At 75.9% G+C, this 15,867-nt stretch carries 13 protein-coding genes; 6 read left to right on the top strand and 7 right to left on the bottom strand.

What is annotated here, in order from left to right:
• Positions 1 to 4: 4 nt before the first annotated feature.
• The 6 genes from ACGF13_RS01815 to ACGF13_RS01790 form a co-directional block, all read right to left on the bottom strand.
• Complete coding sequence (locus tag ACGF13_RS01815) at positions 5 to 1,675, bottom strand: L-aspartate oxidase (protein ID WP_392867779.1); 1,671 nt, start codon at positions 1,673 to 1,675, stop codon at positions 5 to 7.
• A 16-nt stretch (positions 1,676 to 1,691) separates the two neighbouring features.
• Positions 1,692 to 2,141, bottom strand: a complete 450-nt coding sequence (gene panD / locus ACGF13_RS01810) for an aspartate 1-decarboxylase (protein ID WP_392867777.1) — start codon at positions 2,139 to 2,141, stop codon at positions 1,692 to 1,694.
• A gap of 80 nt (positions 2,142 to 2,221) precedes the next feature.
• On the bottom strand, positions 2,222 to 3,127 hold the full coding sequence (gene panC, locus ACGF13_RS01805; RefSeq protein WP_392867774.1) for a pantoate--beta-alanine ligase: 906 nt from the start codon (positions 3,125 to 3,127) through the stop codon (positions 2,222 to 2,224).
• Complete coding sequence (locus ACGF13_RS01800; protein ID WP_392867772.1) at positions 3,128 to 4,063, bottom strand: Rossmann-like and DUF2520 domain-containing protein; 936 nt, start codon at positions 4,061 to 4,063, stop codon at positions 3,128 to 3,130.
• A 100-nt stretch (positions 4,064 to 4,163) separates the two neighbouring features.
• Positions 4,164 to 4,853 (bottom strand): response regulator, encoded by a 690-nt coding sequence (locus ACGF13_RS01795; protein ID WP_392867770.1) that lies wholly within the window; start codon positions 4,851 to 4,853, stop codon positions 4,164 to 4,166.
• A 36-nt stretch (positions 4,854 to 4,889) separates the two neighbouring features.
• Positions 4,890 to 6,086, bottom strand: coding sequence for a sensor histidine kinase (locus ACGF13_RS01790; protein WP_392868760.1), 1,197 nt, complete (start codon positions 6,084 to 6,086; stop codon positions 4,890 to 4,892).
• Positions 6,087 to 6,251: 165 nt separating this feature from the next.
• Here ACGF13_RS01790 and ACGF13_RS01785 point away from each other — a divergent pair, with 165 nt between their 5' ends.
• Both ACGF13_RS01785 and ACGF13_RS01780 read left to right on the top strand, forming a co-directional pair.
• On the top strand, positions 6,252 to 7,268 hold the full coding sequence (locus tag ACGF13_RS01785; RefSeq protein WP_392867768.1) for an SAM-dependent methyltransferase: 1,017 nt from the start codon (positions 6,252 to 6,254) through the stop codon (positions 7,266 to 7,268).
• Positions 7,265 to 8,434: an NADH-quinone oxidoreductase subunit D gene (locus ACGF13_RS01780; protein ID WP_392867765.1), complete on the top strand. Its 1,170-nt coding sequence runs from the start codon at positions 7,265 to 7,267 to the stop codon at positions 8,432 to 8,434. The genes ACGF13_RS01785 and ACGF13_RS01780 overlap by 4 nt, the downstream gene beginning before the upstream one ends.
• 77 nt (positions 8,435 to 8,511) lie before the next feature.
• Here ACGF13_RS01780 and ACGF13_RS01775 read toward each other — a convergent pair whose 3' ends face one another.
• Positions 8,512 to 9,408, bottom strand: a complete 897-nt coding sequence (locus ACGF13_RS01775) for a hypothetical protein (protein WP_392867763.1) — start codon at positions 9,406 to 9,408, stop codon at positions 8,512 to 8,514.
• A 265-nt stretch (positions 9,409 to 9,673) separates the two neighbouring features.
• On the opposite strand from ACGF13_RS01775, the gene ACGF13_RS01770 reads away from it, so the two are divergent.
• The 4 genes from ACGF13_RS01770 to ACGF13_RS01755 all read left to right on the top strand — a co-directional run bounded on the left by ACGF13_RS01770 (position 9,674) and on the right by ACGF13_RS01755 (position 15,572).
• Complete coding sequence (locus ACGF13_RS01770) at positions 9,674 to 10,135, top strand: hypothetical protein (protein ID WP_392867760.1); 462 nt, start codon at positions 9,674 to 9,676, stop codon at positions 10,133 to 10,135.
• Between the two features lie 105 nt (positions 10,136 to 10,240).
• Complete coding sequence (locus ACGF13_RS01765) at positions 10,241 to 13,009, top strand: toxin glutamine deamidase domain-containing protein (protein WP_392867758.1); 2,769 nt, start codon at positions 10,241 to 10,243, stop codon at positions 13,007 to 13,009.
• Positions 13,010 to 13,268: 259 nt separating this feature from the next.
• Positions 13,269 to 14,477, top strand: a complete 1,209-nt coding sequence (locus ACGF13_RS01760) for an SUKH-4 family immunity protein (protein ID WP_392867756.1) — start codon at positions 13,269 to 13,271, stop codon at positions 14,475 to 14,477.
• A gap of 132 nt (positions 14,478 to 14,609) precedes the next feature.
• Positions 14,610 to 15,572: a Ppx/GppA family phosphatase gene (locus tag ACGF13_RS01755; RefSeq protein ID WP_392867753.1), complete on the top strand. Its 963-nt coding sequence runs from the start codon at positions 14,610 to 14,612 to the stop codon at positions 15,570 to 15,572.
• The last annotated feature ends 295 nt before the right edge of the window (positions 15,573 to 15,867 follow it).

The raw sequence follows: 15,867 nt of genomic DNA, 5'->3' as shown, positions 1-15,867 counted from the left end.
GGTTCTACTGCTCCTCAGGGGTGCTGACCGGGCCGCCGGCGGCGGCGAGGGTGGTGATCAGGTGGCGCCGCCAGTGGGCGTCGTCGCGCTCGGGGAAGTCCTCGCGCCAGTGGCAGCCGCGGGTCTCCGCGCGCTGCGCGGCGGCCGCGACCAGAGCGGTGGCGACCAGCAGCAGGTTGGCGGCCTCCCAGGTCTCCACCCGGGGGTCGGCCGGCTTCTCCTCCGAGACGTGCGCGTACGCCTGCTCGGCGATCAGGGTGAGGCCGGCCGCGGCGCCGGCCATCGAGGCGGCCGAGCGCAGCACGCCCGCGCCGCGCGACATCAGCCGCTGGATCTCGGCGCGCGCCTCGGAGGCGGGCAGCGGGACGGCGTGCGCCGACCGGGCGGCCTCGACGTCCACGGTGCGCTCGGGCAGTTCGCCGGCCCCGTGCCGCGCGGCCAGGTCGGCGGCGATCCGCTCGGCGAAGACCAGGCCCTCCAGCAGCGAGTTGGAGGCCAGCCGGTTGGCGCCGTGCACCCCGGTGCAGGCGACCTCGCCGCAGGCGTACAGGCCGGGGACGCTGGTGCGGCCGTGCGGGTCGGTGCGCACGCCGCCGGAGGCGTAGTGGGCGGCCGGGGCGACCGGGATCGGCTCGGTGACCGGGTCGATGCCGTGGGCGCGGCAGGAGGCGAGGATGGTCGGGAAGCGCCGCTCCCACATCTCGGCGCCGAAGTGCCGCCCGTCCAGGAACATGTGCTCGGCGCCCTGCTCCTGCATGCGCCGGGTGATCGCCTTGGCGACGATGTCGCGCGGGGCCAGTTCGGCCAGCTCGTGCTGCCCGAGCATGAACCGGACGCCGTCCGCGTCCACCAGGTGGGCGCCCTCGCCGCGCACGGCCTCGGAGACCAGCGGCTGCTGGCCCTCGGCCTCCGGGCCGAGCCAGAGCACGGTCGGGTGGAACTGGACGAACTCCAGGTCGGTGACGGCGGCGCCGGCCCGCAGCGCGAGCGCCACGCCGTCGCCGGTGGAGACCGCCGGGTTGGTGGTGGCCGAGAAGACCTGGCCCATGCCGCCGGTGGCGAGCACCACCGCGCGGGCCCGGACGGCGCCGACGCCGTCGCGCGCGCCCTCGCCCATCACGTGCAGGGTGAGCCCGGCGGCGTGGCCCTCGGCGTCGGTCAGCAGGTCGAGCACCAGCGCGTGCTCGATCAGCTCGATGGCCGGGTCGGTGCGGACGGCGGCGACCAGGGCGCGCGATATCTCGGCGCCGGTCGCGTCCCCGCCCGCGTGCGCGATCCGGTTGCGGTGGTGGCCGCCCTCGCGGGTCAGCAGGATCTCGCCGGCCGCGCCGCGGTCGAAGGCGGCGCCGACCGCGATCAGCCGGCGGACGGCGTCCGGGCCCTCGGTGACCAGGGTGCGCACGGCCTCCTCGTCGCAGAGTCCGGCGCCGGCCACCAGGGTGTCGTCCAGGTGCTGTTCGGGGGTGTCCCCCTCGCCCAGGGCGGCCGCGATGCCGCCCTGGGCCCAGCGGGTGGAGCCGTCGTCCAGCATCGCCTTGGTGACCACCATGGCCCGCAGGCCGGCCTTGCGGACGTTGAGCGCGACGGTGAGGCCGGCGACCCCGGAGCCGACCACGACCACGTCGGTGGTGGCGGTCCAGCCGGGGGCCGGAGCGGTGAGGCGGTGCGTGGACATGGGTTGGGTGGCTCCTTCAGCGCGAGGCGGCGTCGGCCGCGCCGTTGCCGTCACCGTACGCCCTGTCCCCCCGGAGCAGCCCGGTGCCCTCCTGGGCCTCGGCGGCGTCCCCGCCCAGGCCGGTGATCCGGTTCCGCTCGTCCACGAAGACGATCCTCGGTTCGTAGCCCTTGGCCTCGGCCGTGTCCATCTGCCCGTAGGCGATGAGTATGACGAGGTCGCCCGGGTGGACGAGGCGGGCGGCGGCGCCGTTGATGCCGATCACGCCGGAGCCGCGCGGGCCGGCGATGGTGTACGTCTCCAGCCGGGCGCCGTTGTTGATGTCGACGATGTGGACCAGCTCGCCGGGGAGCAGGTCGGCGGCGTCGAGCAGGTCCTCGTCCACCGTGACGGATCCCACGTAGTGCAGGTCGGCCTGGGTCACGGTGGCCCGGTGGATCTTGGACTTGAGCATGGTGCGGAGCATTGCGGGTCACGCCTCCTGTGAGTGCATGCCTGAAGGGGGGTGTTGCTGTGGGTGTCGCTGCCGGTGTCGCTGCCGGTGTCTCAGCGAACGATGATGCGGACGTTGTCGATCAGGCGGGTCGGGCCCACCTTCGCGGCGACGGCCAGCACCGCCTCGCCCTGGAAGTCCTCCGCCGCCTCCGAGAAGTCGTGCGGGTCGATCAGGGCGAGGTAGTCCAGGGTGACGCCCTCGGCGCCGTCCAGGGCGGCGGAGGCGGCCTCGCGGACGGCCTTCGGGCCCTGCGCGGCGGCGTCCCGGCCGGCGAACAGGGCCTTGGACAGGGCGAGCGCGTGGGCGCGCTCCTCCGCCGAGAGGTAGCGGTTGCGCGAGGACAGCGCCAGGCCGTCCTCCTCGCGGACGGTCGGCACGCCGACGATCTCGACGTCGAAGTCCAGGTCGGCGACCATCCGCTGGATGATCGCCAGCTGCTGGGCGTCCTTCTCGCCGAAGAACGCGAAGTCCGGGTCGCTGATGTGGAGCAGCTTGGCGACCACGGTCAGCACACCGTCGAAGTGGCCGGGCCGGGTGGCGCCCTCGTAGCGCTCGCCCATCGGGCCGGCCACCAGGCGCACCTGCGGCTCGCCGTTCGGGTAGACCTCCTCGACGGACGGCGCGAAGACCACGTCGGCGCCGTTCTCCTCGGCCAGCCGCACGTCCTCGTCGAGGCTGCGCGGGTAGCGCTCCAGGTCCTCGCCCGCGCCGAACTGGAGCGGGTTGACGAAGACCGTCACCGCGACCCGGCCGTCCCGGCCGACCTGCTTGCGGGCGGCCCGGACCAGCGCGGCGTGGCCCTCGTGCAGCGCGCCCATGGTCATCACGACGGCGTTGTCCACCGGCTGCTCGTCCGGCCAGAACGCGGCCTCGAATTCGTCCACGGTGCGGGTGACGACGGCCCGGTGGACCTTCGGCGTCCGCTGGGGCTTGTTCGACTGCTTACCGCGTGCCATCTAGGGCTTCTCCTCGTTCAGTACGTCCAGCAGCGCCGCCGCCGACGTTTCGTCGATCGTCCCGTTGGCGAGCGCCCGCTGTGCGGTGGCGCGGGCCATCGCACGGTAGGCCGCCGGGATGTCCGGGGACACCGTACTGAGCTGCGCCAGGTGGCGCCGTACGGTGCCCGAGTCGCCCCGGGCGACCGGACCGGTGAGGGCCGCGTCGCCGGAGCGCAGGCTGTTGTCCAGGGCGGCGCCCAGCAGCGGGCCGAGCATCCGGCCCGGCTCGGCGACGCCGGCCGTGCGCAGCAGGTCCATCGCCTGGGCGACCAGGGTGACCAGGTGGTTCGAGCCGTGGGCGAGGGCGGTGTGGTAGAGCGGGCGGACCTCCTCGGGCACCCACTCGGGCTCGCCGCCCATCTCCACCACCAGGGCCTCGGCGACCGGCCGCAGCTCCTCGGGCGCGGTCACGCCGAACGGGCAGCCGGCCAGCCTGGCCAGGTCCACCGAGGTGCCGGTGAAGGTCATCGCCGGGTGCAGGGCCAGCGGCAGCGCCCCGGCCCGGGTGGCGGGCTCCAGGATGCCGACGCCGTGCGCGCCGGAGGTGTGCACCAGCAGCTGCCCGGGGCGGACGGCGCCGGTGGCGGCGAGGCCGCCCACCAGGTCGGCCAGCGCGTCGTCCGGGACGGTCAGCAGTACCAGGTCGGCGGCGGCCAGGACCTGCGGCGGGGTGACGATCCGCACGCCCGGCAGCAGCGCCTCGGCGCGGCGGCGGGAGACGGCGGACACCCCGGAGGCGGCGACCACGGTGTGCCCGGCGAGCTGGAGCGCCGCGCCCAGCGCGGGGCCCACCCGGCCGGTGCCGACCACGCCGACGGCCAGCCGGGCGGGCCGGTTGCCGGGGTCACCGGGGTCGCCGAACGGGGCGAACTCGCTGAAGTCGGACGAACTCATGTCCACCCTTGTCCTGAATGACCGTTCCAGTCCGCGACGGGTACCGGACGTACCGCCCCAGTGTACGGGCGCCGCCGCGGCCCGTCCGGGCCCGAGGCGGCTAGTCCGCGGCCCCGGCCCGGATCAGACCGGCCTCGTACGCCAGGACCACGGCCTGGACCCGGTCGCGCAGGCCCAGCTTGGCCAGGATCCGGCCGACGTGGGTCTTCACGGTGGCCTCCGAGAGCACCAGCCGGGCCGCGATCTCGCCGTTCGACAGCCCCTGGGCGACCAGCAGGAACACCTCCCGCTCGCGCTCGGTCAGCGGGCCGAGGGCGTCGGAGCCGGGCGCGCTCTGCGGGGTGGGCAGCACCTCGGCGAAGCGGTCGATCATCCGGCGGGTGGTGGTCGGGGCGACCACCGCGTCCCCGCCGTGCACCGCGCGGATCGCGGCCACCAGCTCGGTCGGCGGGACGTCCTTGAGCAGGAAGCCGCTGGCGCCGGCCTTGAGCGCGGCGAAGGCGTACTCGTCCAGGTCGAAGGTGGTGAGGATGAGCACGTGCGGGGCGTTCGGCAGCGGGCTGCCGTCCTCGGCCAGGCAGATCCGGCGGGTCGCCTGCACGCCGTCCAGCCGCGGCATCCGGACGTCCATCAGGATCACGTCCACCTCGGTGTGACGCAGCTTCTCCAGGGCCTGCGCGCCGTCGCCCGCCTCGGCGGAGATCTCGATGTCGCCCTGTGACTGGAGGATCATCCGGAAACCGGTGCGCAGCAGTTCCTGGTCGTCGACGAGCATCACGCGGATGGTCAAGGTGGGACTCCTTGGAGGGGTGGACGGCGGACTGGGCTAGTGGGCCGCCTTGAGCGGCAGGACGGCGCGGATCCGGAAGCCGCCGCCGGGGCGGGGGCCCACGTCGAGGCTGCCGCTGACCATGCCGACGCGTTCGCGCATGCCGATCAGGCCGTGGCCGAGGCCGTCCGCGCCGCCGGCGGTCAGGTGCTCGTCGGTGCTGCCGCGCCCGTCGTCCTCCACCAGGACGGCCAGCTCGCGCTCGCCGAAGTCGACCGCGACCCGGGCGTGCACGTCGGGGCCGCCGTGCTTGCGGACGTTGGTGAGCGCCTCCTGGACGATCCGGTAGACGGTCAGCTCGACGCCGCGCGGCAGCTCGCGCGGCTGCCCGGAGGTGGCGTAGTCCACGTCGAGCCCGGCCGTGCGGACCTGCTCCAGCAGCTCCGGCAGCTCCTCGACGCCCGGCTGCGGCACGTACTCCTCGGCCTTGGTGTCGGCGGTGCGCAGCACGCCCAGCAGCCGGCGCATCTCGACCAGCGCCTGGCGGCCGGTGGAGGCGATCGTGCCGAGCGCCTCCTTCGCCTGCTGCGGGGAGTTGTCCAGGACGTACGCGGCGCCGTCGGCCTGGACGATCATCACCGAGACGTTGTGGGCGACCACGTCGTGCAGCTCGCGGGCGATCCGGGCCCGCTCGGCGGCGACCGCCACCTTGGACTGGGCGTCCCGCTCGCGCTCCAGCCGGGCGGCGCGGTCCTCCAGCTCGGTCAGGTAGGCGCGGCGGACCCTGGTCAGCCGGCCCCAGGCCCAGCAGAGGATGAACGGCGTGCTCATCAGCAGCGTGATCATCGCCGCCTCGCCGAAGCCGTACGGGCGGGTGTGGGCGTCGCCGGCCCCGTCGAAGACCGTCTTCACCGGCTTCATCTGCCAGAACACCAGCGGCCCGGCGGACAGGCCGGCCGCCAGGGCCAGTCGGGAGGTCCACTTGTGGCCGAAGGCGGCGCCCGTGTAGGCGAAGACCAGGTAGGCGACCGAGGAGAAGCCCGGTGTGACGCCCGCGATCACCTGGCCGACGCCGACGCAGGTGGCGGCGACCACCGTGAGGTCGGGGAAGCGCCGCCGGAAGACCATCAGCAGCGGCAGTAGCACCGCGAGCGCGATCGAGGCGTCGAAGCGCCAGCCCTCGTCGACGTTGGCCTCGTTCGGGATCAGGCCGAAGAACAGCACGATCGCCGCCCAGGCGGCGTCGACCACCATGGGGTGACGGCGGAGCCAGGCGTTGAGTCGATGCACGTGTCCAGCGTAGGCAGTCGCCCGGTGTGCCCAGGTCCGCCGGTAGGGCGATCCGCCCTACTCCGTAGGTCGGAGAAGCACCTGATCCGATTGGGAGGGTCCTTCCCCCGCCGGGTAGCGTCCGGCCCCATGACTTGGATGCGGTGGGCGCCCGCCATGGAACAGGCCCTGTACGACCCCGGGCAGGGGTTCTACCGCAGGCCGGAGGGCCCGGCCGGGCACTTCCGCACCTCCGTGCACGCCTCACCGAGGTTCGCCCGTGCGGTGGCCCGGCTGCTGCTGGAGGTTGACGAGGCCCTCGGCCGTCCGGAGGAGCTGGCCCTGGTCGACATGGGGGCCGGGCGGGGCGAACTGCTCACCGGGGTCCTGGCCGAACTGCCCGCGCCGGTGCTGGCGCGGCTGCGCCCGTACGGCGTGGAGATCGCCGGGCGTCCGGCCGGCCTGCCGTCCACAGCCCTGTGGACGGACGAGCCGCCGCGCGGGGTGACCGGGCTGCTGTTCGCCAACGAGTGGCTGGACAACGTCCCGCTGGACGCCGGCGAGGTGGACGAGGACGGGGTGCTGCGCTACCTCGAGGTGGACACCGCGACCGGCGAGCAGCGCCTCGGCGAGCCGGTCTCGGCGGCCGACGCGGCCTGGGCCAGCCGCTGGTGGCCGGCCGCGGAGCCCGGCGAGGTGGTGGAGTTCGGCGCCCCCCGCGACGCCGCCTGGGCGCGGGCCGTGGCCGGGCTGGAGCGCGGGCTGGCCGTCGCCGTCGACTACGGGCACACTGCCGGGCGGCGGCCGCCGTTCGGCACGTACGCGGGCTTCCGGGACGGCCGGGAGGTGGCCCCGGTGCCGGACGGCTCCTGCGACGTCACCGCGCACGTCGCGCTGGACTCCGCCGCCGTGCCCGGTCTCCACAGCCTGTGGACAACCCAGCGGGAGGCGTTGCGCGCGCTCGGCGTGAGTGGCGAGCGCCCGGCGCTCGCGCTGGCCTCCAGCGACCCGGCCGGCTACCTGCGGGCGCTCGGTGGGGCGGGGGAGGGGGCCGAGCTGACCGACCCGGGCGGCCTCGGCGCCTTCGGGTGGCTGGTGCAGGCCGTCCGCATGCCGGAACCGGTGAGCTTGGCGGGCCTGCCGGGATGGCAGACTCTGGGAGCATGAGGGAGACCACGGTCGGCATCGGGGCGGGAGCCGAGAACTTCACCGGCGCGGCGGGCACCACCGACATGGTGCTCAACATCGGCCCGCAGCACCCGGCCACCCACGGCGTGCTGCGGCTGCGGATGCTGCTCGACGGCGAGCGCATCGTGAGCGCCGAGCCGGTGATCGGCTACATGCACCGGGGCGCCGAGAAGCTGTTCGAGGCCCGCGACTACCGGCAGATCATCATGCTGGCCAACCGGCACGACTGGCTCTCCGCCTTCTCCAACGAACTCGGCGTCGTCATGGCCGTCGAGCGGATGCTCGGCATGGAGGTCCCCGAGCGGGCGGTGTGGATCCGCACCCTGCTCGCCGAACTCAACCGGGTGCTCAACCACCTGATGTTCCTCGGCTCGTACCCGCTGGAGCTGGGCGGGATCACCCCGGTCTTCCACGCCTTCAACGGCCGCGAGGACCTCCAGCACGTGCTGGAGGAGGCCTCCGGCGGCCGGATGCACTACATGTTCAACCGGGTCGGCGGCCTCAAGGAGGACCTGCCGGCCGGCTGGCTCGGCCGGGTCCGCACCGCCGTCGCCACCGTGCGCTCGCAGCTGCCGGTCTTCGAGGACCTCGTCCTCGGCAACGAGATCTTCCGCGCCCGCACCGCCGGCGTCGGCGTCCTCACCCGGGCGCAGGCCGAGGCGTACGGCGTCAGCGGCCCGATCGCCCGGGCCAGCGGCCTGGACCTCGACCTGCGCCGCGACGAGCCGTACCTCGCGTACGGCTCCGAGGAACTGCGGCAGGTGCTCACCGTGGTCACCCGCGAGGAGGGCGACTGCCTGGCCCGCTTCGAGTGCCTGCTGGAGCAGACCCTCAACTCGCTGGCCCTCGCCGACGCCTGCCTCGACAAGCTCGTCGCACTGCCGCCCGGCCCGGTCAACCAGCGGCTGCCCAAGGTGCTCAAGGCACCCGAGGGCAGCACCTACGCGTGGACCGAGAACCCGCTCGGGATCAACGGCTACTACCTGGTCTCGCGCGGCGACAAGACGCCGTGGCGGCTCAAGCTGCGCTCGGCGTCCTTCAACAACATCCAGGCGCTGACCGAGCTGCTGCCGGGGACGCTGGTCGCGGACATGGTGGCGATCCTGGGGTCGATGTTCTTCGTGGTCGGGGACATCGACAAGTAGGGTCCCGGGCCCGGCCTCGGGTTTCCGGGCTCCGGCCCACCAGGACGCCCGGTGGGCCGGACGTCCTGGTGCCCCGGTCAGGCCTTCTTGGGCTTCTTGACCGGGTCGGCCGGGTGCGGGGCCACCTTGCGGTCGCCCTTGGTGGCGATCCGCTCCTCGCACAGCCGGGCCAGCACCTCGTAGCCGGCCCTGCCCATCAGCTCGGTGAGCTCGGGGCGGTAGCTGACGTACACCGGCTCCGCGCCCTGGTGGGCCGCCGGGGCGCCGGTGCACCACCAGTGCAGGTCGTGGCCGCCCGGGCCCCAGCCGCGGCGGTCGTACTCGCCGATCGACACCTGGAGGTAGCGGGTGTCGTCGGGGCGGTCGATCCAGTCGTAGGTGCGGCGGATCGGCAGCTGCCAGCAGACGTCCGGCTTGGTCTCCAGCGGCTCGCGGCCCTCCTTGAGCGCGAGCGCGTGCAGGGCGCAGCCGGCGCCGCCCGCGAAGTCCGGGCTGTTCACGAAGATGCAGGCGCCGCCGACCCGGCGGGTCTGGCGGTCGCCGTCCTCGTCCAGCATGGTGATGCCGCCGTCGGACCTGATCCGGCCCTTGGCGTCGGTGCCCTCGGCGAAGTTCTCCCACAGCTCGGGGGTCAGCCGGGCCGCGTGTCCCAGGACGCGCTGCTCGTCGTCCTCGTCCGAGTAGTGCGCGCCCAGCGTGCAGCAGCCGTCCGACTCGCCCCGGCCCTCGCGGATGCCGTGGCAGCCCTGGCCGAAGACGCAGGACCAGCGGGAGGTCAGCCAGGTGAGGTCGCAGCGGAAGACCTGCTCCTCGTCGGCGGGGTCGGCGAACTCGACCCAGGCGCGGGGGAAGTCGAGCGGGACCTCGTCGCGCGGGATCTCGCGGCGCAGGGTCGGCATCGCGAGGTCGACGGGGGCGGGGGAGGCCTTGGGCTTCGCCTTGGCCTTCTTCTTGGACGTTTCTGCTGGTGCCACCCGGCAAGGGTAGAGCTTTCGGGGGTGGTGGCGCGGTGGCGGGACCGATGGCGGTGCCGATGGCGGTGCCGGTGGCGGTTCCGCGGGTGGTTCCGGGGGTGGTTCCGGGGGTGGTTCCGCGGGCGGGAGGGATGGCGGCTCCCGGCCGCGGGGACGCCGGGGTGAAGGCGGGGTGAAGAGGTCCGGCGGGGCGTGCGGGCGGGCCCGGCGGCGTGCCTAGGATGGCGGCCGGTCCGCTACGGGTCCGCTACGGGGAGGTACGGGGATGGCAGGCGGCAGCACCGGGGCGTCCGGCCGCGCGGGTGGGGAGTTCGTCCTCAGGCCGTGGGAACTGCACGGCGAGGGGCGGGAGTTCGAGAAGCTCGGCGGCGAGCTGGCGAAGGCCGTCACCGCCCTGGAGGAGGGTCTCGCCGCGATCGGCGCGCCCTGGGGCGCGGACCAGCCGGGCAGCGGCTTCGCCACCGTGTACGGGCAGGCGCGCGGCGAACTCGTCGGCGGGCTGCGGGGGTTGGCCGGGCGGGTGGCCGGGGTCGGGGCCGGGCTGCACACCATGGCCGCGCGGACGGCGGACACGGACAGCTCGGCGGCGAGCGGGTTCGGGGCCACGGCTGGCTCGGGGGCGGCGGCGGGTTCGGGGGTGCCGGTGGTGACGTCCGCGGTGTACTCGACGGCGCCCGAGGCAACCCCGGGGGCCGTTCCCGTCGTCCCCGGGGACAAGTCGGTCTGACCGATCCGGCTCCAGGACGGAGCGGCTCGAAGGGGGACCGGCTCCGGGGCGGAGCGGTTCGAGACGGACCGGTTCGAGGCGGACCGGCTCGAAGGGGGAAAGCGCGTGTCCAGGAAACTGCCCGAGGAACTGGCCCCGGTGCTGGCCAGGACCGGCCAGCAGTGGCCGCAGGCCGACGAGGAGGGCCTGCGCAAGGCCGCCGGGGTCTGGCGCGAGTTCGGCAAGGAGGCCGACCGGCTCACCCGGCGCTGCGGCGAGTCCGTCCGGCGGGTCACCGCCGACAACTCCGGCCACGCGGTCGAGGCCTTCGGCGCGTACTGGCAGGGCTTCAGCGGCGGCGGCAGGGGCCACCTGGACGACGCGCACAGCGCGGTCGGGCTGGTCGCCGGGGCCTTCGACACCGCCGCGCGGGCCGTGGACACCTGCAAGGCCGAGATCATCGCGACCCTGCGGCAGCTCGCCGCCGAGCTCAAGCAGGCCGAGGAGCAGGCGGCCAAGGCCAAGGAGGCGGCCGGCCGGGCAGCCGCGGCGGCCGACGGCGACCCGACGAAGAGCGGGGTGGTCGGCGGACTGGAGACCGCCGTCGGCGGCCTCGCCACCAAGCTGAAGAACGCCGCCGCCGAGCAGGTCGCGGCGGGGGTGGCGGCCGTCGCCGTCGAGGCCGCCGCGCTGAAGATCGGCGGGCTGCTCGCCGAACTCGGCCGCGCCATGAAGGACGGCCTGTCCGGCGCGCTCAAGGAGCCCGCCGCCGTCGCCCTGCTGAAGCTCGGCACCGCGCAGGGCACGGGGATCACCGCCGCCTCGTACCGCGCCGGCGCGTTCGACCCGCTCGCCGCCGGACTGCCCGCCGCCCTCGGCGAACCCGGCGTGCTCGGCGCGGACGGTTCCGGGCTGGTCCTGCTCGCCGGGAAGGACGGCAAGCCGCTGGTCGGCGTGCCCGGGCTGACGGTCAAGGTGGACGAGCACGGCAAGCCGGTCCTCGGCCCGGACGGGCAGCCCGTCATCCTGCGCGCCGACGGCACGCCGGTGGCCGACGCCGCCGGGCTGCTGGTCGTCCCGGGGCCGGACGGGAAGCCGGTGGTCGGGGTCGCGGACCTGGCCGTCCGGCTGGACGAGCACGGGCAGCCGGTGCTCACCGACGAGGACGGCAAGGCGGTCCGCGGGGTGCCGATCGCCGGGCTCACGCCGGGGGCGGACGGGCCGGGTGGCGACAAGCCCGGCGCCGACAGGCCGTCGGCGGGTGGGACGCCCGACGGGCCGGCGGATCCGAAGGTGCCGGGGGCCGTGAAGGTGGCCTCGGTCGCGGTGGCGGACCCGGGGGCGGTGGTCGGCGGCCCGGATGTGGCGGTGGCGGCGGGCGCTTCGGCGGGTGCGGGTGCGGGTGCGGGCTCGGGTGCGGTGGCGGCCGGGGGCGGGGGTGGCCTCTGGGGCTCGGCGGGGCAGCACCGGGCGGCGGGTGGCGGTGGCGGCGGGGGTGGCGGTGACTCGGCGCCGTCGGTGCCGTCCGGTGCCGCTCCGGTCCGGCAGGGCGGCGGGTCGGCGGGCTGGTCGGACGGGGACTACCCGCTCCAGGCGCCCGCGGCCTCCTCGCATGGCAGTGCGGTCGGGGGCGGTGGCGGCGGGCCGGTGACCGTACGGACGGACTCGGTGAGTGCGCCGGTCGCGCCCGTCACGGCGCCGTCCGTCGGCGGTCCCTCGCACGGCCCGGCGCCGGAGGCCCCGCCGACGGTCCGGCCGGTCGCGGTGCCCGGGCAGTTCGCGGCCCCGGCGTACGGCGGCGGGTATGGCGGGCACGGCGGGTACCCGGCGCCCGGGCCGGTCGGCACCGTCGGGCCCGGGCCGCTGGCGGGCAGCGGCGGCGGGCCCGTGAACGTGGCGGCTCCGTTCGGCAGCGGCGTCGGGGCGGGCGCGTCCGGCAGCCCCGGTGGTGTGGTGGGTGGTGTGGTGGGCGGCGGTACGGCCGTCGGCGGGCCGCAGCCCGGCACTCCGGGGGCCAGGACCCCGGCCGGCGCCGCGCCGAACCCGGTCGTCGGACCGCCGGTCCACGCCGCCCCGCCGCCTCCGGCCGCACCCCCGATCGTCGGGACCACCCCGGTGATCGGCCGGCCCGAGCCGCACCCGGGGGAGGCCCGGCGGCGGGAGAACGCGGCGGGCCTCGCCGACCCCACCCTCGCCTGGGGTGCGGTCCCGGTCGCGACCGCCCACGCGATGGCCCTCCAACTCGCCCTGCGGGCACGGCACGGAGCCCAGCCGGAGGACCCGACGGTCCGGCCGCGCAGCATCACCGACAGCCGACCGTACGGCCTGCCGGGCGGGCTCGGGCCGGTCGACCCGGAGCACCAGGCCGAGGTCGAACGCCGCGTGCCCCGGGACGAGGACGGCCTGCCCGTCCGCCACCCCGACCCGGCGGTCGGCGGCTGGGCGGAGGTCGTCAACGACGGCGGCCACCGCGAACCGGGCCGGGCCAACAACAGCCTGGAGATCGCCCTCTCGGCGGTCGAGTGCTACACCGGCCGCCCGACCTGCGCGGCCCCGCGCATCCCCACCGAGGGCGACGCCGGCGAACGCGGCGGCCGCGACCGCGCGGAACGCGAACTCGGCGCCCCCTTCCGGGACCTGGGCGACGGCGGCCCGGCCTTCGACCGCCTCGCCGACGACCTCCGCCGCGCCGGCCACGGCTCCCAGGCCGTACTGCTCACCCTTGACGCCTACGGCCGCCCGCACACCTGGAACGCCGTCAACCACCAGGACACCGTCACCTACCTCGACCACCAACTCGCCCGCCAGGCCCCCACCCCCCTCCACCCCGCCACCCACGGCCTCTGGGCCATCGCCCTCACCCCCGAAGGCCGCCCCCTCACCCCCACCCCCTGACCCGCCCCCACCGGAAGCCGCCCCCCGACTCCCCGGGCCACCCACCCCGGCGGAAACCACGAGGCCCCCACAGGAAGTCGGCCCGTCCGACTTCTCGCGCAGGGGGTGGTGATGGGGGCGTAGGGTCGCGGGTCAGGTCGGGATGGGGCTGGGAGTGGACGGACGGGGTGGTCGGGTGATTGCGCGGGCGCAGGCGGTGGAGGCGGGGCACCGGTGGATCAACGGGGATCTGCCGCAGGGGGCCGGGGCGGTGCGGCGGGTGTGCACCCATGAGTTCGAGCTCGGCTGGGTGGTGTGGGCCGAGCCCGCCCGGGTGGTGGTGGATCCGCGGACGGGGGAGCGGCGGGCGCCCGAGGAGGTGGGGGCGGCCTGCGCCGTGGTGGACCGGGAGAGCGGACGGTTCACGGTGTGGCCCTCGGTGCCGGTGGACGAAGTGGTCGGGCTGTACCGGGACTTCGTCGGCGCGGGCGGCTACGACCCGACCCTCCCGCCCGCGACCGGCCGGGGTGCCCGGGCCGAGCTGACCTACCGGGACGGCACCGGCGAGGAGCGGTCGCTGGCGCTGCGTTCCGCGGCGGGTCTGCCGCACCCGGCACTGCGCGGCTGGTGGTGGCTGCGCGAGCAGGGCGTCGCCGCCGGGGACGTGCTGGCCGTCCGGACCGACCTGCGGCCGAGCGCCCTGCCCGGCGGCTACTGGTCGTACGCGCTGGCCGCCGAACTGCCGCACGTCCGGATCGACTTCGAGCTCCCGTACGGCCCGCGCTTCGACCACCGGGCCGCCGCCGTACGGGCGCTGCCCGCGTCGCCGGACGGTCCGGCCCGCAACCGGGTGCCCTTCCCCCGCGCGGTGCGCCCCGCACCCGACGAGCCCGACGCGGCGCTCGCCGCCCGGCTCGCGGAGCGGTTCGGCCCGGCGGGCGTCCAGCGCTTCGAGCCGGCCGACGTCGCCCGCGCCGAGCTGCCCGGGGACGCGGCCGCGCTGCTGCTGACGGTGGGCGTCCCGGTGGCCGTGCCGGGGTTCTTTGCCCTGCACCACCCCGGGCCGGACGCGATCGCCGACGGCACCCGCCAGGGCGGCGTCCTGCCCCCGCTCGCCGGGTACCTGGCCGAGCTGGGCCGCGGCACCAGGGTGGCCGAGCGGGAGCGCCTGGCGCTCGCCGGGCAGCTGCTGCTGGGGACGGACGGCTGGGCGCTGCTGGCCCTCGACCCGGTGGCCGGAGCCGTCCGGGCGGTGGACCCGGACTACGCGACCGCCCGCCACTGCAACGCCGACCTGCGCGCCTTCGTCCGCTGCCTGGAGGTGTTCGCCGACTGGTGGCCCGCTCTGCGCGGGCTCGACCCGGTGGCCGCCGGCGGGGCGGTGGACGCCCTGCAGCGGGCGCTGGCGGCGGTGGACGGCACGGTCTTCGCGGACCCGGAGAACTGGTGGGCCGTCATCGTGGAGCAGCTGTGGGACGGCCTGCTGTGAGGGGCGGCCCGCGGTGAGGGACGCCCGGGGCCGCCGGACCCCCGCTCCGCCGCCCGCCGACCGGTCCCGGACCAGCGCGAATACCGTCACACCCCCGCTCGGCGGCTCCCGGATCGCGTAGCGTGGAGAGTTATGCGACTCGGTGTGCTCGACGTAGGTTCCAACACGGTCCACTTCCTCGTGGTGGACGCCCATCCGGGCGCTGCTCCGTTGCCCGCGTACTCGCACAAGGCCGAGCTGCGCCTGGCCGAGCTGCTGGACGCGGACGGCGCGATAAGCGAGGCCGGCATCGAGCGGCTGGTGGGCCACGTCGCCTCCTCGCTGCGGGTCGCCGAGGACAAGGGCGTCGTCGACATCCTCCCGTTCGCCACCTCCGCCGTGCGCGAGGCCGCCAACGGTGAGGAGGTGTTGCGCCGGGTGACCGCCGAGACCGGCGTCGAGCTGCGCGTGCTCTCCGGTCAGGACGAGGCCCGGCTCACCTTCCTGGCCGTCCGCCGCTGGTTCGGCTGGTCCTCGGGCCGGCTGCTCAACCTGGACATCGGCGGCGGCTCGCTGGAGATCGCCTGCGGCCTGGACGAGCAGCCGGACGTCGCCTGCTCGCTGCCGCTGGGCGCCGGCCGGCTGACCGCCCGCTGGCTGCCCGGGGACGTCGCCGACCCGGACGGGCTGCGCGAGCTGAGACGCCACATCCGGGCCGAGCTCGCCACGGTGGTCGGCGAGATCACCCGGCTCGGCCCGCCGCGGCACGCCGTCGCCACCTCCAAGACCTTCAAGCAGCTGGCCCGGATGACCGGCGCCGCCCCCGCCGACGCCGGGCCGTACGCCGACCGCCGGCTCACCCGCAGCGGGCTGGCCTCCTGGCTGCCCCGGCTGTCCGCGATGACCGTCGCCGAGCGCGCCCGGATCCCCGGCGTCTCCGAGGGCCGGGCCAAGCAGCTGCTGGCCGGCGCGTTGGTCGCCGACGCCGCGATGGACCTGTTCGGGCTGGAGGAGCTGGACGTCTGCCCGTGGGCGCTGCGCGAGGGCATCATCCTGCGCCGCCTGGACGCGATGGACGGCTCGGCCGACCGCCGCCGCCCGGCGCTCACCTCGTAAGCCGGGCGCGCGGCCCCGTAGTCCGCGCCCCCGGCCGCGCCGGGCGGCCACCCGGCCCCCGTACGCCCCGCCCCGGGGCCGGGAGCGCCCCGGAGGGCCGCCGACCGACCGGGCCCGGGGCAACGTGCCGATGGTCACTGCGCCGGTCATCCCGTCCCGTTCGCAGCGTGCTCCGCTTACGCTGTCTCCCGTGGTGCAACCAGCGGGCGAGGACGGAACGCAGGAGGGCCGCACTCCCGGGAACGGGCAGTCGCGGCCGGACGGTCCGCGCCGCCGGCTCGGCAAGGCGGTCACG

It is taken from the genome of Kitasatospora sp. NPDC048286, from assembly GCF_043201735.1.
Taxonomy (GTDB): Bacteria; Actinomycetota; Actinomycetes; order Streptomycetales; family Streptomycetaceae; genus Kitasatospora.
This window is presented reverse-complemented; position numbering and strand designations above follow the sequence as displayed.